The organism is Winogradskyella damuponensis (genome assembly GCF_039538385.1).
Taxonomy (GTDB): Bacteria; Bacteroidota; Bacteroidia; order Flavobacteriales; family Flavobacteriaceae; genus Winogradskyella; species Winogradskyella damuponensis.
Map to the genome: position 1 here is coordinate 1 of NZ_BAABCB010000017.1, position 19912 is coordinate 19912.

Consider the following 19912-nt stretch of genomic DNA (forward strand, 5'->3'; position numbering starts at 1 on the left):
AAGTACTTTAGTGAAAAATTAATACATTTTTACTTGTTTTTTACCACAGTACTTTGTTGGCAACCGGCTTTATCTTTTCAATGAAAAATGGCCTGAAAAATTTGTTCCATTTCCAAGATTAGCTTTGAACCAATAGTCGTTAGACAACATTCCTTTCCCATTATAATTTCCATCCCAACCGACATCATTCGATGATAATTGAGTTATTAATTTTCCATATCTGTCAAAAATTAAAATTTCTGAATTTGGAAATTTATTTATTCCTTTTACTTGCCAAAAATCGTTATATCCGTCGTTGTTTGGGGTGAAGAACTTTGGATAATCAATTATTGTAACTTCTTTTGAATCTTCTCCGCATCCTTCTTTATCTCTAACATAGACATTGTAAGTTCCTCCTTGAATATCTGGGAAATAATTATTGTCTTGATAATTTATACCATCAATTGAATACTCGAAATCACCATTACCTGAAGTAATTATTTCAATAAAATTATTTCCTAATTCTCCATAATTTACTTGCTGTATTTCTGGTAACTCCGAACGAACAAGACTAAATGTAAATGAATTTTGACAAGTAAGATCATTTTCAATTTGGGTAACAGTTAAAGTATAGCTGCCTTCTTCTGTTATTTCTACGCTGTATGCATTTGAAATTGAAGTTCCATCTTCAAAGAACCAACTATAAGAATTAAAACCAGAGTTTACAGTTAACGAAATTGAGGGTTCTAAATTACAAATGAAGTATTCTTCTTCTAAATTGATTTCAGGCAATTCATTTACGATTAAGTTAAAAGATGTTTCTGAATAACAAATTGGATTTGTGGCATCTTCAACTCTAACGTTTATGGTTTGAGAAAAAGGCTCTGTGTTTTGAAATAATGCAGTTAAAGGACTTGGAAGCGAATTATTATTAGAATCATAATATTCTATTGTTAAACCAACTTGAGTACCAATAATTTGTTCTTCTATAGTTGATGTGTCAAATTCAGCATATCCACTTCCTTGGTCGCATGCATATAAATTATCTGGTTGATTTATATTTGGTTGCGTTACAGTTTGCAATTGAAGTGTCGTTTCAGCATAACAAGTTGAATTAAGGTCAGTAACCCTTATAGTTATAACTTCATTAAAGGGATTGGAATTCGTAAATGGATTAGGTAATGGGTTTGATAGTTGAATAGCGTTTTGGTCAAAATAATTAACTGACATTCCTGTTTGTCCATTTAAGACTTGACTCTCAATAGTCGAAGTCTCAAAATATTCTGAAATTCCATCATTGTTATCGTCACATCCAAATAAAATGTTTAATGAATTTGCTATTGGCAAGGGATTTACAATTAAATCGAAAGAAATTTCCTTAAAGCAATGTGTAGTGGGATTAGTTATTCTAGCTGTTACAGTTTCTTGATTGGGAACCGTGTTTAGAATTGAATTAGGCGTTGGATTAGGCAATTGTGACCCATTTTCACGAAAAAAAACAATTTCCATTCCAGTTTGTCCGCCTAAAATTGTGCTTTCTATATTGCTGATATCAAACTCGGTGATTCCGTCATTATCATCGTCACATGCATAGATATTATTAATTTGATTAATTTCGGGAAGAGGTTCAACAATTAAGTCGAAAGAGACTTCTGTATAGCAATTCAAATTATTATTGTATGCAACTCTAACTGTAACAGTTTCTAGTTCTAGAACAGAATTGGATATTGGGTTAGGTAATGGACTAGATAATTCTATTCCATTACCATTAAAATATTTAATAGACAAGTCTGTTTGACTTCCAATTAAGTTACTTTCTATCGATGATGTATCAAAAGAACTAGAAATTTGACTTCCATAAATATCTTCACATGCGTATATATCAGCAATTTGATTAACTAGTGGGCTTTCCGTTATAACTACTTCAACATTGATTGTTTCTGTTTCGGTTCCACAAGTAACTAATGCAGTGACATTATAATTTCCAATATTGATAAAAGTGTGACTTGGGTCATGTAAAATAGAAGTATTGTTGGCGCCAGAAGCAGGGTCATTAAAGTTCCATAAAACAGAATCAAAATCACCACTAATTTCGAACGAAGTACTTTCGGTAAAACAGGAATTCTCATAGGAAATCAAACCATCTAAATCTGTTTGATCTGTTTTGTATTTGTAAAAAAGAACATCTGTATTATTATTACCACTATTATTACTTATCTCAGTGCTATTTATTTGCATTGGATAGCTTTCGAAGAAAGCACTTAAGTAGATATCATTATCAACAATTAAAATGGGACCAGGTCCATCTGTATAATCTGCGTTTGGATAATAGTTTTCTCCAGTTGTACGTAAAACAAATTCCTTATCAAAACTGTTAAGATTAACTTTAAATAGCACTAAATCTTCATTGTAAAAATTATTGGTTATGGTTGATTCTATTGTTGTGTCACTGAATGTCAATGACGATCTAAAACTCGTTAAAACAAAAAGCTCATCATTTTTATGGTACATATAACCGTTATTTATATTATCGGTTCTCCAATTACCACCAATAGTTGGAATAGGTAAAATTGAACAGTTATCTATGGGTGTAATATTTTCAAGACTTCCATCACTTGTAGAAAATTCAGTCAATAAACTACCTCGTTCGCAATTACTCACAGTAAAAATATTCCCTAAAACATTTACAGAATTATAATAACTTCCCCATAAATATAATTTATTGTTTGTATTATTATAATATAAGTTTGATGCATTATATCTATAATTATTAGCGGAATAACTTGATATTTCTTTAATCCATTCTTGGTTTAAATTTGAGTCGAATTTTGTAATATGTGTGATGTCATCAGAAGTTCCTGTTAAATATATATTACCATTAATATCAATTTCAGAATCAATAAGAGTATCTTCTCCGCTTGCTCCAAAATTCTCTGCCTCAATCAAGTTTCCGTCTAAATCAAATTCAGCTATATAATAATCTTCGTCATTACCTGTTAAGGTAATTTCGTTATTAATACTAATTGTGGTTAAAAATCTTCCAACAATAAAAATTGTATTATTCCAATAATGTACGTTAATACCAATTTGCTCTCCACCAAGAGGTCTACTCCAAATTAGTTGGCCTTGTGAATCTATTTTTATAACACTCGTACCAGAATTTATCACTATGCTACCAACATTGACTGGACCTTGATCATTTGCAACAATAACATATATATTTTCTTGTTCATCTACAGCCGTTTTATAGGCCTCAATAGAGCCAGACAAATTATACGACCAAATCAGATTACAATTAAAATCATATTTATAAATAACACCTACACCAAAATTTCCTTGAAGAGTTGTGAAAATTATCCCATCGGATACTTTTTCAATATCTTCAGGATGGTCATGAACCCAACCACCAATATTCTGACCACAGTCAAAACATTGAGAATACAAAGTTGTAGAATAAAGCGCTGTTATTAATAAAAATAATCTAAATTTCATTTCGTTTTTTAGCTTGTTGCCAACTAGTTATATAACAATAAATATACACTTTATCCTTCATTGTTTTCGGGGTAAGGTATATTTTGTTCCAGATGATAAGCATCTATAAACCTTATTTTTATTCTTATATACCTCAAACAAAGGCTTTAACTAGACTTATGTTTTTTTTGTTATGAATAGGAATACTTTATTATAGGGTTTAACACATTTGTTACCCTATTTTGTATTAATGCCAAAACTCATTATAATTTTAAAAAGAAAGCCATTCTACAGTATTGTAAAATGGCTTTCAGATTTGGGACCGGCTTCAACTAATTCCATCCACCACCCAAGGCTTGATAAATTTTTACATTAGCCAAGAATTGGTCTCTTTTCGTTTCTATAATTTCAATTTTAGAATCTAAGGCCTCTCTTTGTGTCAATAACACTTCTGTATATTCTGCTCTAGCAGATTTGAAGAGTTGAATAGAAAGATCAATAGCTTCTGTCATTGCCTGAACTTGCTGTTCCTTTAACTCATAATTTTCTTTTAAATTATTGATGTTAGAAAGCGTATTAGCGACTTCAATATAACCGTTTAAAATGGCTTTTTCATATTCAAAAACGGCTTGCAGTTGTCTACTATTGGCATTACTGTATTCCGCTTTAATCGCATTTCTATTAATTAATGGACTAACCACATCTCCAACTAAAGAATATAAAAGCGATTCGGGTGTATTAGTTAAATACTTTGTTTTAAAGGCCTGTAAGCCAATTCCAGCTTTAATACCAATAGAAGGGTAGAAGTTCGCTTTGGCGATTTTAACATTTAATTTTGAAGCTTCTAATTCATATTCTGCTTGTTTAATATCAGGTCTATTGGCTAAAAGTTGCGCTGGGATACCGGCTTCAATTGCATCTATCGGACGATTAATAAAACCGTCAGAATCTCTGTCAATTTTTTGTGGATAACGGCCTAAAAGAAAATTAATCTTATTTTCAGTTTCTACAATTTGTTGACGAATTTCAAATTTGTTACTTTGGTTTTTAAAGACTTCGGCTTCAAAACGTCTTACTGCTAATTGCGTAGCTCTTGCAGCTTGCTTTTGAAGTTTGACCATTTCTAAAGCATTTTTTTGAAGCTCTAAATTCTGCTCAATAATGTTTAACTGATTGTCTAGAGCTAAAAGTTCGTAATAGGAATTGGCAATTTCTGAAACAATAGAGGTAACCATAAAATTCTTCCCTTCAATAGTACTCAGGTATTCTAAAACAGCCGCTTTTTTTCCATTGCGTAGTTTTTTCCAAACATCGAGTTCCCATGATACATCTAAGCCTACTGAAAAATCGGTTAAAGGTTCTGGGAATTCTTCGTTTTTACGAACATCTAGATGCTGTTCTACAGCTCCGTTTCTAGTGTATTCACCAACTTTTTCAACTTCTGCACCTGCGTAAACATTTACAAAAGGTAAATATTCACCTTTTCTAACTTTTACTTCATTATTAGCCATAGCAATGCGCTGTAGCATAATATTAAGCTCCTGGTTATTGGCTAGCGCAGTATCAATCAATGCGACTAGCTTTGGATCTGAAAAGAATGTTTTCCACTGTATGGTGGCACTATTTGCCGAATCTGTAGTTTTATCTTGGTAGTGCTTTGGTACTGCTACGTTTGCGTCTCTTACGGCCTTTTGCGTAGGTACACAAGCACATAGTAATAGTAAGGTGAGCACGCCAATAAGCTGTGATTTTCTAATCGATTTTATCTTATTCATCGTTTTTATTTTTACGAAGTTTTTTCAATAGTTTTGTGAGTTTGCTGATTTTTTCAGCATTGGTTGCACTTTGGTTTTTAGCTTCGCTAACGCGCATCATTTCTTCTGAAATAGGTTCGCTAGCTTCGTCTTTAATTAGACTTTTGCCATCGGCCATTTTTGCAAAAACGTAATAGAGACCAGGAATAATTAAAACACCACCAAGCGTACCAATAAGCATTCCGCCTAAGGCAGAACCACCAATGGTTCTATTCCCAATAGCTCCAGCTCCAGAAGCAATAACTAACGGAATTAACCCGGCAATAAAGGCAAAGGATGTCATTAATATTGGTCTAAATCGCTCTCTAGATCCTTCTATAGCAGCTTCTAAAATAGTAGCACCTTGCCTGCGTTTTTGGACGGCAAATTCTACAATTAATACGGCATTTTTACCGAGTAACCCAACCAGCATAATGACTCCAATTTGCGCATAAACATCATTAGCTAATCCCATGGCTTTAAGAAGGATAAATGAACCAAATACACCAACAGGTAGGGATAGAATTACTGCAAATGGCAATAGGAAACTTTCATATTGTGCAGCTAATACAAAGTAGACAAATATGAGTACAACTATAAAAATGTAAATAGATTCATTACCTCTTTGAGCCTCGTCAAAACTTAAGCCTTCCCAAGCAATATCATAACCCCTTGGTAATTGCGTGGCAGCAACTTCTTTAATCGCTTTAATGGCGTCATCACTAGTGAATCCTGCCGCAGGCAAGCCTCTAATGGATGCTGAATTGTAAAGGTTATAACGTGTAATTTCGTTAGGACCAAGTTTCTTTTCAATACTCATAAAAGCAGAATAGGGAACCATTTCGCCTTCTTCATTTTTTACAAATAATTTTTCGAGATCTGTAGGTAAGCGTCTGTATTCTGGTGCGGCTTGGGTGTACACTTTAAAGAAACGACCAAAACGAATGAAGCCTTGCTCATAAGTACTACCAATCAAAATGTTGAGGTTTTCCATGGCTGTGCCAATAGTCACTCCTTTTTGCATGGCAATTTTGTTGTTGATTTTTAACTCATATTGCGGATAATTTGCGGAAAAGAACGTAAACAAACCTGTTAGCTCTTCGCGTTTAGATAAGGCCTCCATGAAGTCATTATTCACACTTTCAAAATGATGATAATCTGTAGAGTTTGTTTTATCTAATAAACGCATCGCAAATCCACCTGAAGACCCAAAACCTGGCACTGCAGGAGGTTCAAAATATTCTATAATGGCTCCTAGATCTTTAGTTTCGGCCTCTAGTTCTTCCATAATTTCATGAACGGAGTGCTCACGTTCTGACCAAGGTTTTAGGTTAATTAAGCAAGTGCCTGCATTAGATCCTCGTCCTTCAGTCATTATTTCATAACCAGCTAAAGAGGATACGGATTCTACACCTTCGGTTTCTTCACATATTTTCTGAAGTTTTTTAGCCACTTCATTGGTCCGCTCTAATGTTGCACCTGGTGGTGTTTGAATAATGGCATAGATCATGCCTTGGTCTTCATTAGGAATAAATCCGGCTGGTAAGACTTCATTTGTAAAGAAAATTCCAGCACAGAATGCGGCTAATATTCCAAAAGTGATAAAACGTCTTGCTACGATTTTATTTAGAATCTTAACATAACGTCCTGTCAGTTTTTCAAAACCACCATTAAACCAATCAATAAATTTATCTAAAGGTGATTTGCGTTTCTTATCATGATTATTCTTTAATAACATCGCACAAAGCACAGGAGTTAAAGTCAAGGCAACAATGGCTGAAATAACGATTGAACCCGCCATGGTAATTGAAAACTGGCGGTAGAATACTCCTACAGGACCAGTCATAAACGAAATAGGAATAAATACCGAAACCATCACCAAAGTTATGGCAACAATAGCACCTCCAATTTCGCCTAAAACTTCATAAGAGGCTTTGTAGGGAGTGAGATGTTCTTCGTGCATTTTTACATGGACGGCCTCTACGACGACAATGGCATTGTCGACAACAATACCAATGGCTAGTACTAAGGCAAATAGTGTAATAAGGTTAATGGATAACCCAAATAGTTGCATTACAAAAAAGGCACCGATTAAGGATACTGGAACCGCAATAATAGGAATTAAGGTTGAACGCCAATCTCCTAAAAACAAGAATACCACTATGGCAACTAAGATAAAGGCATCACGTAGTGTATGGATAACTTGATCTATAGAAGCATCTAAGAAATTAGAAACGTCATAGCTGATTTGGAAATCAACTCCCGGCGGTAAATCCACTTCAAGCTCTTTTAGCTTTTCTTTTACAGCATCAATAACATCACTACCGTTACTACCAAAAGTTTGTTTTAAGACAATAGAAGCAGATGGTTTTCCATCTAAATTTGAATAAATATCAAAAAATTCACTTCCAAGTTTTACGTCAGCAATATCAGCAAGGGTAACAATTTGGCCTTCTTTATTGGCTTTAACAATTATTTCTTCGTATTGTTCGGGTTCGTTGTAACGATTTTGGTAGGTGAGTACATATTCTAAGGATTGTGAGGTTTTACCCGAACTTCGCCCCAAACGTCCAGGACGTGCCAAAATACTTTGGTCTTCCATAGCTTCTAAGACTTCTTCCGCAGAAATATTATAAGCACGCATACGATCTGGTTTTAACCAAACACGCATAGCAAATTTTCGACTTCCTAAAATTTGAGCACTTGCAATACCTTTAATACGTTGTATCTCAGGGATTATTTTGGTGTAGGCATAATTGTAGAGAAACTTTTCGTCGTTAGCTTTATTTTCACTCGATAGGTTAACGTACATTAACATACTAGGTTGTACAGGTGTAATAATAACTCCTTCACGTTGTACCAACTCTGGAAGTAACGGCATTACCTGATCGACTCTTGTTTTTACTCTAACAACGGCTTCATTGGGATCTGTACCAGGTTCAAAAATAACACGTAAGGTGCCTTCACCAGCACTTGTGGCATCAGAAGCGATATAACGCATATCTTGAACACCGTTAATTGCGGTTTCTAATGGGATTAATGTAGAATTTACCAATACATCGGCACTTGAGCCTGGATACGCAATAAAAATATTGACTGTGGTTGGTGCAATTTGCGGGAACTGAGATATAGGTAGTTGCTTTATCGCTAAGCCACCTATAAATATAATGATCACCGAAATGACAATAGCCAAGACGGGTCTTTTAATAAATTTTTTAAACATGATGTGTGTAGATTAGTTAGAATTACTCTGCGTAAAGCTCTAGATTAGATAAAACGGTAACAGGATCTACAGTCTTTGTATGAATCTCTTCCTGATCTCTTACCATTTTAATACCTTCAAGTAGTATAGTTTCGGTTTCAGATACACCTTTATCTACAATAAATAAGTGCGGTAATTCTGCACCAATAGTGATTTCTCTTTGGTGTACAACATGGTTTTTATCAACAACAAAAACATAGGTTTTGTCTAAGATTTCAAAAGTGGCTTTTTGTGGTACAATAACAGCATCCTTGTAAGGAATTGTCATTAAAATACTACCCGTTTCACCGTGTCTTAAAATCCCATCAGGATTAGGAAATGTTGCTCTAAACGCAATGTTTCCGGTCTCGCTATCAAATTCTCCTTCAATAGTTTCAACAATGCCTTTTTGATTAAAACGCTTATTGTTTGCCATTAAAAGCTCAACATTTGTGTTGTTCTTTTTAGCTTCACTGGTAATATAATCAAGGTATTCTGCTTCTGGCACATTAAAATACACCCACATTTGGCTGTTGTCTGATAGTGTTGTAAGTAGTTCTCCTTCATCTAAAAGGCTACCTTCTCTAGCTTCCAAATGGTTGATGATTCCATTAAAAGGGGCTTTGATACTTGTAAAACCTAAGTGCGTTTGTGCTAAAGAGACTTCGGCATTGGCTTTCTCTAAATTAGCTTTCGCCATGGCCAATTCATTAGGCGATACTACATTACCATCGGCTAGTAATTGCGTGTTGGCGAGTTCTATTTGCGCGACTTTAGATTCGGCTTTAGCCTTGTTGAGTTCCGCTTGATAAATGTTAGGCATAATCTGAAATAACTGTTGTCCTTTCTTTACGTGTTGCCCTTCATCTATAGAGATATGTTTTAAATAGCCCTTTTCTAAAGCTCTTAATTCGATATGTCTAATCGAGTGGATTTGACTCACATAATCTTTAATAAGCGTTGTGTCTTTTTTTATGGGGTTGGTTACGAGAAATGTTGATTCTTCGTGTTTTTCTTCTTTGTGTTTTTCACAGCTAGCTAGAGAAATAAGCATAAATAGGCCTGTGAAAATGGTTATTTTCTTAATGGTGTTCACGTGTAAAATGATTTTATAAAATGATATAATTTATGGGTCAGACCCCTAGAAAAATGGGAATGACATTTTTAGCGTTTTGGTGGAAACTCTACATCCTTTAATAAGAAACAGACCTATAGCAATTGCGGGTCTGTTTTGAAGGAATCATATTATAAAAACTTGGAATTGTACATGAAGCCTAAGACTAGATTCATGGATAACGTTTTGTGGACGATATATGTTTTTTTGAAGCAGTTTAGAAGACTGTTCAAACAATAGCGCATTAATAAAGGCTGTTTCTAAATAGTCTTTGTAATACTGTTTTTTAGTTGAAGCTTCTTCGTCTTCTACTTTATTGCTTTCAATGATTTCGACATTTCTTCTGTCGTCTGTACCTTTATGATGCGGAATAAAAGTGGCATCACCTAATTGCTTTGTATAGTTTAGAGTTACACTGCAATGGTGGGTAGTAAGTGTCTTTGTTGAATTAGTAACAGCTTCACTAGCTTGTAGATTAGCGAATGTGCTTAGTAATAAAACAAATACTAAAGATAAGTATCTATAGAAAGTCTTTTTCATTTCAGGGCCCAAAACTATACCATAAGATTTACTTTACCAAAAAGTGACAGTTTAAATTTTAACATCATTATGATAAATATTTCTTAAAGAAATATAAATTCCAGTGTTCTGAATAAGATCTTTTGAATGTCTAATTGTTTATGCCTTAAATAAGATACCTCGATTTAGTCTCATTGATTTTACCCTTTAGGCTTTTGTTTATTCGTAATTGTAATAAGTTGTTATATCATCATCCTCTAAATCCTTTACAACTAATTCTGTTTCTGAAATGCTTATAATTTCATCTGATAAAATTAAGCCATTATTTGTGCCTTCATCTGAAGGGAAATTTCGGTATAAAATATTGTTTTCTATAGACCAATTTCCATTTTCAGTATAGTGTTGGCAAGTATTTCCACCAGCCCAATATTTATATTCAATATCTCCATTACCTTTTAAATTATAGTAATTATTCTCACAAGAAACCCCTTGTTCAATATCAAAGTATTGTGCGCCTGTGTACCATTTTTTTGCAAATCTTTGGTCAAGTGAATTATTTTCGTCATCATTTGATGAGCAAGACTGAAAAGTGAAGCTAAAAACGATTGTTAGCACTAGAATTTTGAATATTATTTTCATTTTTTATTTGAAGTTGGTTTGATTTTTATAGGGATAATGATCTTGGCTAAATATACCAAATGTAGTTTTAATTTGAAGTTGAATAAACGGATTCAAAAGTGTTGTTTTCGGTATTAAAAGTAACGGTTAATGTATTGTTGTCAATAGCACCTCCTGTTGAGGCTATTGATTCAGAATTAGTGACTTCGTAAGAAGAATTATTGTCTATGTTAGTCACTTTTACATAAGTGTCAGATAAATAATTACTTCCGCTATTTACTTTAAATGTTATACCAATTAAGTTTGAGATTTCAACTGTTTTTTCGTCTGCCAATTCAGTGTAAGCTACCGGGTTAATTAGTTGTGTTGTCTCACTTTGAGGTTGTCCATTTTCATCATTCCATAAAAATGTGATGTCCAAATTTAAATCTGCATCTGAAAGTTGAGATGTGTATTCAATTTTATAAAATCCGGTATTTTCGTTGTCTTCTGAAGTTTTGTCATCATCACTACTACAACTTATTAAAATTATAGCAAAAAAAAGTAAAGTAAGTTTTTTCATAAATTTTGTTTATTCATATAACACAAATCGTACTTACATATGTACAGTTGGGCTTTAGAATCGCCTAATTTAAGAAATAAAAGTAGTATAGCTAATAGATGGAGTAGAATTTAGAAGGAGTTTAGTAGGCCAGATAAATAAGGTATTAATAATTCTTGGCTTAATGCGAAACTACTTTTAGCCCAACAATAGAGATAATTAAGGTTGTGATAAAAAATAGGCGCCAAAATGTTGCTGGTTCTTTAAAAACCAAAATACCAATCAGAACAGTTCCTACAGCGCCAATGCCTGTCCAAACGGCATATGCTGTTCCAATAGGTAAATGTTGCGTCACTTTTAAAAGAAGTCCCATACTTATGCCTAAACAAATAAAAAATCCGATATACCAATAGGTGGATTCAATTCCGGTAGTCTCTTTAGCTTTTCCTAGGCATGCGGCAAAGGCGACTTCAAATAGGCCTGCAATTATTAATAGTATCCAGTTCATTTGTTGTTCAATTTTTGGTCAACAGTGAAGTTTTTATTTTGAAAATGCATTTAAAATTGCCAGGGCTTTATCGGTGTCTTTTTTATCGACAAAAATATGGTCATGATAATAGGCTGCAACCACATTGCAACTAATACCATTTTCAGATAAAGCTTTAGAGAATGCAGCTGTTAAACCAACGGCTTCTAAAGAAGAATGTACGGTAAGTGTAATCCAAGATGCCACAAAAGCATAGTCTAAATTGAGTTGGTCTGCGACTTCTTTTTTAGTGATAAGGGTAATGCTTTCCTCTTCTTTAAAAGTCATTATAATTTGGTTCAAATTGATTTGTTCCAAATGATCTGTTTTACAAAATACAAATTCGCCGACATTATGTTTTGGTTGCATTGATTTTAAAAGTGTCTCTAAATTTTTTTCTCCAGTCATTTATTTAGCACTTTTAGTTAGTCTTTGTAATTCATTTAAGGTTGCTTTTCCAACACTATGAGCTGATTGTGGGTTTTGACCTGTTACTAATCTTTGATCTGTAACAACGTGTTTTGTAAAAGGTACAGATTTTTCAAAAATAGCACCACGTTCTTTTAATGTATCTTCAAGTAAAAAAGGAACCACATCTTCTAATTTTACTTTAATCTCTTCTTCATTGGTAAAGGCGTTTACTTTTTTGCCATCTACGAGATAGGATCCATTACTTAATTTAATGTTTACAAGACCTGCAGGGCCATGACAAACAGCACTAACAACGCCGTTGTTTTCATATATTTTAGCTGCAATCTCTGCTATTTCTGTGTTGTCTGCAAAATCCCACATAGCACCATGACCTCCAGCATAATGAATAGCTATATAATCATCGGGATTAATTTCATGAGGTTGTTTTGTGTGTTCAATTTTGTTGCGGTAGATGTCGTTATCCCAAAATTTCTTATTGATTGTATCTGTCATATCAAAGGCATCAACAGGTGCTTTTCCTCCTTTTGGACTTACAAAATCTATTTCGTAACCAGCAGTATGTAATACGTCCCAAGGGTGTGAAACTTCTCCGAGATAGTAACCTGTTTTTTCACCTGTATTACCTTTTTCATTATGACTAGTAACCACAAACAATATCTTTTTTAATGCTTTAGTTTCTGTTTTTACTGTTGATTTCTCTGTGTTGTTATTATTGTTGCAGCCCATAAAAAGAACCATAAAGAAGAATAGAACAAGAGCTGTTTTAAATTTTATTGTATTTGACATATCTAAACTATTATTTTAAAATTTGGTTTTAAATTATTCCGATTTATTAAAAGGTGAAAAACAATTTTATAACCTTTAATAGCGAATAATGTTAGAGGACAAAATTCTTAAACATTTTAGAGAAACTATTTAACAAATGATAAAAACGACATTTATTTTATGTTTGCCCTAATTCTACTTAAACTCACTTGAGTAATACCCAAATAAGAAGCAATATGAGAGAGTTGCACGCGTTGTATAATGCTAGGATGATTTTTGAGAAGAGCTAAATACCTTTCAGTTGCGGTATTAAATTGCAGAGAGATAAGTCGTTCTTCGGATTTAATGAGTTCTAATTCTGAAAATTTACGCCCCCAATTTGCAATTTGAATGTCTTCTAAAAAGAGTTTTTGAAGTTGTGCTATTTTTAACTCGTAGAGTTCGCAATCTTCTAATAGTTCTACATCTTCATACCCTTTTTGGTGATTCACATAACTTTGCATAGAAACAATAGGATCTCCTTCTGTACCAAACCAAAATGTAATTTGATGATCTTCTGAATAGGCATACGCTCTTGCTATTCCTTTTTTGATAAAATAAATACTGGTTTCAATTTTATTGGCTTTAAATAAAATATGCCCTTTTGGAAACGTCGTTTCAGTTATTGACGCTTTAATTAAATTTTTGGATGGAGAGGTTAGTGGATATATAGTATCAATAATTTGGTTTATTTCCATTTATTTGTGGCTATTTCATTTTAGTTAAGAGGGTAAGAGGTTTTAGCTTTTAATAATGTCTCTATATTCCTCAAAGAAGGCTTCAAACAAATCCATATTTTTATTAAAAAACTCCATAACAGCTCTCCATGTATTTTTGTTATGGATGGATACCTTTTGTTCTAAAGGTAAATAAATTCTAGAAATTTCTTTTCCATTTTCGAGTATGTACTCTTCTTCAAAAATAACATCAGGTAGGAAATCGCTTTTTAAAATATTTTTTAAAGATTCTAGCGCTTGCCAGCAGTTAATTCGGTTTTCTAAATCGTCCTCTAAATCTAATGCGATCAAGGCCGATTTAGTATCGAAATGAAATTTAAATGAAACGCCTTTAATTTTGGTGTCGTATAAAAGCCATTTTCTTGGAAATGATTTTCCGAAACTGGTCCAAAATTCTTGTCGTAGTAGTCTTGATTCTTCTTTTGAAAACATTAAATAAAATAAGCTATTAAAATACCTAAACAAATAGCCACTAATTTAGATAAATTAAATTTATGACCTTCACTAGATTCAAATAAAATAGTTGTAGAAATATGTAAAAAGATACCAATTACAATGGCGTTAATGACATCTACATAGGTTGCCATAAAGGTTGAGTGGTTAGAAATAAAAGTCCCCAAAGGTGTCATTGTTGCAAAAAGAATCAAGAAACTCACTATCTGTAATTTGCTATAGTTAGATTGTAATAAAAAGGTTGTGACTAAAATAGCAATCGGAATTTTGTGAATTAGTACACCATACACCATATCGTTGTGTTGGTGAATAGGAAACCCTTCTAAAAAGCTATGAATACATAAACTAATAAAGAGTAACCAAGGAAAATCGGTGTCGTCTTTATGAACATGTAAATGGCCATGCTCTGCACCTTTAGAAAAGAATTCTAAAATAATTTGTAGCAAAATACCACACATTATATACAAACCTGTAAGCTTAGCATCAATATGATGATAGACTTCTGGTAACAAATCAAAAAGGGTTAATGCTAATAAAAAAGCTCCACTAAATGATAACAGTAATTTGGTGTAAATTGACTTTTGTTTTTTAGTTAATAAAGCAATAACAACACCTATAACGACGGCAAGTAATGGTAAAAAATAACTATTCATGTAGTTTACTTAAAAATCATGATTAAGCGTTCTGAGGTTTTAGAATGGTATTTTCGTAATTTATAATCCCCAAAAACATCTAATAAATGAACTCCAGCTTTTTCAAAAAGAGTTTCAAAATCTTCTAATGTAAATGCTTTTACGCGTTCTTGAAATTGAAACGCTTCTCCATCAGCATTGAAACTAATATCTTTAATGATATAACCATCTTTAACCGATCGTTTTTGCAGAAAATCAATTCCTTCAACTGTTTTTACATTTTCTTTTACTAGGTTTTCAATGATGTAGTTGGAGTTCATAAAATCTATGACACCAAATCCAAACGCATTCAATTCTGCTTTAATAGACTTTATGGTTTCTAGGTTGCAATTTTCATCTTCAAAATAACCAAAACTAGTAAAGAGGTTAAAAACGGCATCAAACGTATCTGGATATGGTTTACTCATATCGTGTACATTAAACTTTAGCGTTTCATTTTCAAATTGATTAGCGTAATTAATGCTTTGCTCAGATAAATCTACTCCTGTAACCTTATAGCCTAAAGAGTTCAGATACACTGAATGTCTACCTTTTCCGCAGGCTAAATCTAAAATTTTACCGTGTTCAGGGATATTAAGATAGTTAGTGAGATTATCCATAAACCCTTGAGCTTCTGCATAATCTCTGTCTTTATATAAAATATGGTAGTAAGGTGTATCAAACCAAGATGCGTACCATTGTTTAGTTGATTTACTCATAACGTTAAATGTCCTACAAAAATACTGTATTTTTGCAATGAACTCATATTGACTTTTAGTTTTAAACCAAAAAGTTTGGCTTTTAGACTGTATTGAAGTTGTTTTTTCTTAACACAGCGTCACTACGTTTATAAAAAACGCAAAATTAGAATGTAAAATGGTAATTTTTGCAAGTAAAAAGAAAAAGTTAATAAGAGTTTAAGCTATATGACGTAACACATGGAAGAAAATTACAAGATGCTAGCCAAAACCCTATTTGGCTTCGAAGATATTTTAGCAAAAGAACTCACACAACTTGGAGCCATGAAAGTGGAAAAAGGGGTGAGAAATGTGAGTTTTGAAGGTGATAAAGGCTTTATGTATAAAGCTAATCTTGGGTTGAGAACAGCTATAAAAATACTAAAACCTATTCATTCTTTTAGAGTCACAAGAGAGGAAGATCTTTACAAAAATGTAAAGAATATGAAATGGGAAACGTATTTAAAATCTACAGGTTCTTTGGCTGTTGATGCAACCGTTCATAACAGTGTGTTTACACACTCGCAGTACACCGCGTTAAAAACTAAAGATGCTATTGTAGATCGTTTTAGAGATATTGATGGCACACGTCCAAATGTTGATTTACGTTTTCCAGATTTAAAAATTAATGTACATATAGACCGTCAGCGTTGTACAATTTCTTTAGATACTTCTGGAGAATCATTACACCGACGAGGTTATAAAACGGCAACGAATATTGCTCCAATAAATGAAGTTTTAGCAGCTGGCTTAATTATGATGAGTGGTTGGGATGGACAAACCGATTTTATGGATCCCATGTGTGGTAGTGGAACTATGTTGGCAGAAGCTGCGATGATTGCATGTAATATTCCTCCAAACTTAATGCGAAAGGAATTTGCTTTTGAGCGTTGGGAAGATTGGGATGTAGAATTGTTTGAAAAAATTGAAGAATCTCTTTTAAAGAAAACACGCGATTTTCATCATAAAATAATGGGATACGACAAATCTCCTTCGGCAGTTGCAAAAGCGAAAGAGAATATAAAGAATGCACATTTAGATGAATTTGTGCATATTCAGCATGAAGATTTCTTTAAAACCCAAAAATCTGGACATGAGAAATTACATATGGTGTTTAATCCTCCGTATGGTGAACGTTTAGAGAATTTGAATGTTGAAGAATTCTACGGCAATATTGGTTCAACATTAAAACATGGTTATCCAAATACCAATGCGTGGCTAATTACTTCTAATTTAGAAGCTTTAAAGTCGGTTGGATTACGACCATCTCGAAAAATAAAAGTTTTTAATGCTAAACTTGAAGCAAGGTTAGTGAAGTATGAAATGTATGAAGGTAGTAAGAAGGCTAAGAAACAAGATAACTAGTGTTCTAAGGCTTCTAATTGCAAATTATAATCATACTGCAAATCTTCGTGTAATACTTTAATCTTTTTCTTAATAGAAAGCACTTGGCGCTCATAAATATTACTTAATGTGGTATTTCTATGGATAGATGGTTGTAGTTCGTTCATTTGTTCGCAGAAATAGAGTAGAAGTTCTACCTCAGTAGTTTTCTTTAGAGAATAGCGACTATACACGCGAATTTCTCTTAGGATTTTTCTAATCGTTTTCTTCATATAGAAGTAACTATCGGTATTAATGCCTTTAAAAAGTTCGTCTAAACTTGCTTTTACACTAGCGATATAACCATCTTCATCGTGAGATTCAAACAATAAATAGGTGAGTAGGGCTTTATTCTCTTTTTTAAATTTACCTAAGCGTAAACAAAGCTCTAAAAGCTCTTCTTGAGTAAGGTGTTTTAATTCCTTTTTTATGGTAACTATAGATTCAATTTTCATGATGTAAATTTAGAACTTTTAAAACAGAATCCTTGTAGGTCTGGCCAATAGGAATTGTATGTGTGTCTATTGTAATTTGATTGCCAGAAAGACGATTCATTTTATTCAAGTTAATGCAAAAGGATTTATGAATACGCAGAAAATTATCAGGTAAGGAGCTCATAAATTTTGAGAATGTACTATGTGTAACAATTGTTTTTTCTGTAGTATGTACTTTAACGTAATCTCCAAAAGCTTCAATATATTGGATATCGGTAAAAAAAACCTTGTGTAATACTTTGTTTTCTTTTAAGATCAGGAAATCATTGTTGGTAGTCATTTTATTTTTAATAACCTTATTTATGGCCATTAAAAACCTTTCGTAAGCTATTGGTTTTAATAAGTAATCAATAGCATTAACTTCAAAACCATCTACAGCATATTGAGAGTAGGCCGTGGTAAAGATAACTTCAGGCGGATTCTTTAAAGATTTATAAAAGTCTAAACCCGTTTGCTTGGGCATATTAATATCCAAAAAGAGCAAGTCTATAGTGCTATTAAGTTGTAAAAACTTAAAAGCTTCAGCGGTATTACTGCAGGTGGCTTTTAGGTCTAATACGGTAGTGTCATCTATAAAATATTTTAGAACACGTTGCGAAGAAGGTTCGTCATCTACTATTATACAGCTTATACGTGTTTTATTTTTCATTACTAATAGTTAATAGAACTTTAAAAACTTCGTTTTGTAATTTAGTTTGAAACTGATGCTTGTTTGGGTAGACTAAATTTAAGTTATTTTTTAAATTTTCTAAACCAACACCAGAATGTTTGTCTTCTAATTGATTGCTTGTGTCTAAATTAGTGTTTTCTATCGTAAATCTAAATTGGTGACCTTTTTGAGATAGTGCTATTTTTATAGGTGAGTTAATTTCTCCTGCTATAATTCCGTGTTTATAGCTGTTTTCTAGTAAAGGCAAAAGTAACATTGGGTATATTTTGAAATTTTCATCTTCAATATCAATATTTAACTGTGTAGAAACTGGTAATTCTATACGATGATTTTGAAATGAAATGTAGTTTTTCAATAAAGTGATTTCGTCTTTTAAACTAACACGCTTGGTATCTGAATCGTAGATAACATAACGTAAAATATCTGAAAGCTGAACAATGGCCTCTGTTATACCATCTTTTTTTTCTAAAGCTAAAGCATAAATAACATTTAATGAATTAAATAGAAAATGTGGATTTAATTGGGCTCTTAAAGTTGAAAGTTGTGTTTCAATATGTTGATTTTTAATTTTAAGCAGTTGATTTTGGTTTTTGTTAAAGTAAAACCAATCTTCAGTAAGTTTAAGTAAGCTTGTGGCTACTAAAAAGATTATGAATACTAAATATATATTCTTGTGAGATAGATAGGATATGAAAAAATAACTCGGAAATAGGATATCTAAAATAGGCTGTAAAAGCCATGAACTGAGAGTGGCAAAGACAACTAGATTTATAATAAATGTAACACTGTAAATAAGGTATTTTTCTTGCTTGAGGTAATTGGGTATTAAAACGTAAAAATTAATTAAAACAGGTATTGCTAATGCTGTTAAGAAAGTTAAAGTATAGGCAAAATCTACACGTATTGGTAGTTGGCCTTTTGAAAAAATAAACAGTAAGATTACAAATGCAAACAACCACAGTACACTATTAAAACGTAGTGGCCTGTGGTAATTAGATTTTAATATGGTATTAAAGTTAAGGTTTTGCATTTGCTCTTGTTAGTGCTATTTGATCCGATTCTGTCCACTTATTTTCAATATCAGCGTTTAGATACTTTTTTAAAAAACGATACAGTTCTTCAGAAGTAGCTGTAAGCAATAGTGTTTGTTCTGGTCCAATACTTTCGTGCTTTAACCGTATTTTGTTTTCCTTGAAGATATCTTTTATACGTTCCTCACTAAGCCATGAAAACATAACGTTTTTGTCCGTAGTAAAATCTAGTTTTGCTACAGAGTGTGTTTTTAGTAAGTGCTCTGCAGCTAAACTGTTTATTTCTTCATCTTCAATGTTTATAGGTATAAAGTCTAAGAAATATTGGTTTTCAATTTTAAAAGGCATGGCTATAAAAACGGCTTCTTTTTCATTTTTGATGTAAGTAACGAGATAGCCATCTTTATAGGTGTCGTATGCTAATTTGTCGTCTTCAGAGAGTTTTATGCCTTCTTTTTGGTCTTCTTCAAATTTTGCTTGGAACGATTCTACGGTCCATTGTCCTTTTTTGTGATCTGTCCATTTACCTAATAAGTGTTGGTTATAGTGTAAACTGCTTGTAATGTAAAACGGTTGAAGCGATTTTACAATGCAAGAACTAAAAAGTAAAACACTTAAAATTAACAGTACTCCTTTTGTTTTCATAAGTTATAAATTTAAAAAGTTTTCTCTAAAGTCTTTAAATAATCAATTGTTTA

19 protein-coding genes are annotated in these 19912 nt (G+C 32.7%); 1 reads left to right on the forward strand and 18 read right to left on the reverse strand.

All coding sequences use genetic code 11. The features are described 5' to 3' along the window. Positions 1–69 precede the first annotated feature (69 nt). From ABD730_RS08300 to ABD730_RS08365, 14 genes are all read right to left on the reverse strand, one after another. Entirely contained in the window at positions 70–3471 is a 3402-nt protein-coding gene (locus tag ABD730_RS08300; RefSeq protein WP_344713868.1) for a T9SS type B sorting domain-containing protein, read from the reverse strand. Positions 3472–3782: 311 nt separating this feature from the next. Continuing rightward, a complete protein-coding gene (locus tag ABD730_RS08305; protein WP_344713870.1) occupies positions 3783–5225 on the reverse strand; it encodes a TolC family protein in 1443 nt (480 codons plus the stop codon). Next, positions 5218–8466 (reverse strand): efflux RND transporter permease subunit, encoded by a 3249-nt coding sequence (locus tag ABD730_RS08310; RefSeq protein WP_344713872.1) that lies wholly within the window; start codon positions 8464–8466, stop codon positions 5218–5220. Before ABD730_RS08310 ends, ABD730_RS08305 begins: the two co-directional genes overlap by 8 nt. 22 nt (positions 8467–8488) lie before the next feature. Continuing rightward, entirely contained in the window at positions 8489–9571 is a 1083-nt protein-coding gene (locus ABD730_RS08315; RefSeq protein WP_334471016.1) for an efflux RND transporter periplasmic adaptor subunit, read from the reverse strand. A 153-nt stretch (positions 9572–9724) separates the two neighbouring features. Then, positions 9725–10138 carry a hypothetical protein gene (locus tag ABD730_RS08320; RefSeq protein WP_344713874.1) on the reverse strand — a complete coding sequence of 138 codons (414 nt, stop codon included), beginning with the start codon at positions 10136–10138 and terminating at the stop codon, positions 9725–9727. A gap of 198 nt (positions 10139–10336) precedes the next feature. Then, positions 10337–10756, reverse strand: a complete 420-nt coding sequence (locus tag ABD730_RS08325; RefSeq protein WP_334470888.1) for a hypothetical protein — start codon at positions 10754–10756, stop codon at positions 10337–10339. Between the two features lie 67 nt (positions 10757–10823). Continuing rightward, positions 10824–11297, reverse strand: coding sequence for a hypothetical protein (locus tag ABD730_RS08330; RefSeq protein WP_344713878.1), 474 nt, complete (start codon positions 11295–11297; stop codon positions 10824–10826). 160 nt (positions 11298–11457) lie between these two features. Further along, the gene (locus ABD730_RS08335) at positions 11458–11784 is read right to left on the reverse strand and encodes a DMT family transporter (RefSeq protein ID WP_334470892.1); all 327 of its coding nucleotides are present in this window, start codon (positions 11782–11784) and stop codon (positions 11458–11460) included. 33 nt (positions 11785–11817) lie between these two features. Further along, complete coding sequence (locus ABD730_RS08340) at positions 11818–12210, reverse strand: ACT domain-containing protein (protein WP_334470894.1); 393 nt, start codon at positions 12208–12210, stop codon at positions 11818–11820. Next, a complete protein-coding gene (locus tag ABD730_RS08345; protein WP_344713881.1) occupies positions 12211–13020 on the reverse strand; it encodes a type 1 glutamine amidotransferase domain-containing protein in 810 nt (269 codons plus the stop codon). It abuts the gene before it with no gap. A gap of 152 nt (positions 13021–13172) precedes the next feature. After that, positions 13173–13736, reverse strand: coding sequence for a Crp/Fnr family transcriptional regulator (locus ABD730_RS08350; RefSeq protein WP_334470898.1), 564 nt, complete (start codon positions 13734–13736; stop codon positions 13173–13175). Positions 13737–13778: 42 nt separating this feature from the next. Beyond that, positions 13779–14207, reverse strand: a complete 429-nt coding sequence (locus ABD730_RS08355) for a DUF4268 domain-containing protein (RefSeq protein ID WP_334470900.1) — start codon at positions 14205–14207, stop codon at positions 13779–13781. Continuing rightward, positions 14207–14881 (reverse strand): ZIP family metal transporter, encoded by a 675-nt coding sequence (locus ABD730_RS08360; protein WP_334470902.1) that lies wholly within the window; start codon positions 14879–14881, stop codon positions 14207–14209. Before ABD730_RS08360 ends, ABD730_RS08355 begins: the two co-directional genes overlap by 1 nt. Positions 14882–14886: 5 nt before the next feature. Continuing rightward, complete coding sequence (locus tag ABD730_RS08365; RefSeq protein WP_215924660.1) at positions 14887–15618, reverse strand: class I SAM-dependent methyltransferase; 732 nt, start codon at positions 15616–15618, stop codon at positions 14887–14889. Between the two features lie 219 nt (positions 15619–15837). On the opposite strand from ABD730_RS08365, the gene ABD730_RS08370 reads away from it, so the two are divergent. After that, the gene (locus ABD730_RS08370; RefSeq protein WP_334470904.1) at positions 15838–17001 is read left to right on the forward strand and encodes a THUMP domain-containing class I SAM-dependent RNA methyltransferase; all 1164 of its coding nucleotides are present in this window, start codon (positions 15838–15840) and stop codon (positions 16999–17001) included. On the opposite strand, the gene ABD730_RS08375 is transcribed toward ABD730_RS08370, so the two are convergent. Genes ABD730_RS08375 through ABD730_RS08390 form a run of 4 tightly spaced genes read right to left on the reverse strand, consistent with a single transcriptional unit; the run spans position 16998 to position 19859 of the window. Next, on the reverse strand, positions 16998–17474 hold the full coding sequence (locus ABD730_RS08375) for a hypothetical protein (protein ID WP_334470906.1): 477 nt from the start codon (positions 17472–17474) through the stop codon (positions 16998–17000). The genes ABD730_RS08370 and ABD730_RS08375 overlap by 4 nt on opposite strands. Beyond that, positions 17464–18162 carry a LytR/AlgR family response regulator transcription factor gene (locus ABD730_RS08380; protein WP_344713885.1) on the reverse strand — a complete coding sequence of 233 codons (699 nt, stop codon included), beginning with the start codon at positions 18160–18162 and terminating at the stop codon, positions 17464–17466. The genes ABD730_RS08375 and ABD730_RS08380 overlap by 11 nt, the downstream gene beginning before the upstream one ends. Continuing rightward, the gene (locus ABD730_RS08385) at positions 18152–19213 is read right to left on the reverse strand and encodes a sensor histidine kinase (RefSeq protein ID WP_334470910.1); all 1062 of its coding nucleotides are present in this window, start codon (positions 19211–19213) and stop codon (positions 18152–18154) included. The genes ABD730_RS08380 and ABD730_RS08385 overlap by 11 nt, the downstream gene beginning before the upstream one ends. Further along, a complete protein-coding gene (locus tag ABD730_RS08390; RefSeq protein ID WP_344713887.1) occupies positions 19200–19859 on the reverse strand; it encodes a hypothetical protein in 660 nt (219 codons plus the stop codon). Before ABD730_RS08390 ends, ABD730_RS08385 begins: the two co-directional genes overlap by 14 nt. Positions 19860–19912 lie beyond the last annotated feature (53 nt).

Bases quoted from the DNA above. Each gene is read 5' to 3' on its own strand.
- ABD730_RS08300 (WP_344713868.1), bottom strand. From the start codon at position 3,471: ATGAAATTTAGATTATTTTTATTAATAACAGCGCTTTATTCTACAACT.
- ABD730_RS08305 (WP_344713870.1), bottom strand. From the start codon at position 5,225: ATGAATAAGATAAAATCGATTAGAAAATCACAGCTTATTGGCGTGCTC.
- ABD730_RS08310 (WP_344713872.1), bottom strand. From the start codon at position 8,466: ATGTTTAAAAAATTTATTAAAAGACCCGTCTTGGCTATTGTCATTTCG.
- ABD730_RS08320 (WP_344713874.1), bottom strand. From the start codon at position 10,138: ATGAAAAAGACTTTCTATAGATACTTATCTTTAGTATTTGTTTTATTA.
- ABD730_RS08325 (WP_334470888.1), bottom strand. From the start codon at position 10,756: ATGAAAATAATATTCAAAATTCTAGTGCTAACAATCGTTTTTAGCTTC.
- ABD730_RS08330 (WP_344713878.1), bottom strand. From the start codon at position 11,297: ATGAAAAAACTTACTTTACTTTTTTTTGCTATAATTTTAATAAGTTGT.
- ABD730_RS08335 (WP_334470892.1), bottom strand. From the start codon at position 11,784: ATGAACTGGATACTATTAATAATTGCAGGCCTATTTGAAGTCGCCTTT.
- ABD730_RS08340 (WP_334470894.1), bottom strand. From the start codon at position 12,210: ATGACTGGAGAAAAAAATTTAGAGACACTTTTAAAATCAATGCAACCA.
- ABD730_RS08345 (WP_344713881.1), bottom strand. From the start codon at position 13,020: ATGTCAAATACAATAAAATTTAAAACAGCTCTTGTTCTATTCTTCTTT.
- ABD730_RS08350 (WP_334470898.1), bottom strand. From the start codon at position 13,736: ATGGAAATAAACCAAATTATTGATACTATATATCCACTAACCTCTCCA.
- ABD730_RS08355 (WP_334470900.1), bottom strand. From the start codon at position 14,207: ATGTTTTCAAAAGAAGAATCAAGACTACTACGACAAGAATTTTGGACC.
- ABD730_RS08360 (WP_334470902.1), bottom strand. From the start codon at position 14,881: ATGAATAGTTATTTTTTACCATTACTTGCCGTCGTTATAGGTGTTGTT.
- ABD730_RS08365 (WP_215924660.1), bottom strand. From the start codon at position 15,618: ATGAGTAAATCAACTAAACAATGGTACGCATCTTGGTTTGATACACCT.
- ABD730_RS08370 (WP_334470904.1), top strand. From the start codon at position 15,838: ATGGAAGAAAATTACAAGATGCTAGCCAAAACCCTATTTGGCTTCGAA.
- ABD730_RS08375 (WP_334470906.1), bottom strand. From the start codon at position 17,474: ATGAAAATTGAATCTATAGTTACCATAAAAAAGGAATTAAAACACCTT.
- ABD730_RS08380 (WP_344713885.1), bottom strand. From the start codon at position 18,162: ATGAAAAATAAAACACGTATAAGCTGTATAATAGTAGATGACGAACCT.
- ABD730_RS08385 (WP_334470910.1), bottom strand. From the start codon at position 19,213: ATGCAAAACCTTAACTTTAATACCATATTAAAATCTAATTACCACAGG.
- ABD730_RS08390 (WP_344713887.1), bottom strand. From the start codon at position 19,859: ATGAAAACAAAAGGAGTACTGTTAATTTTAAGTGTTTTACTTTTTAGT.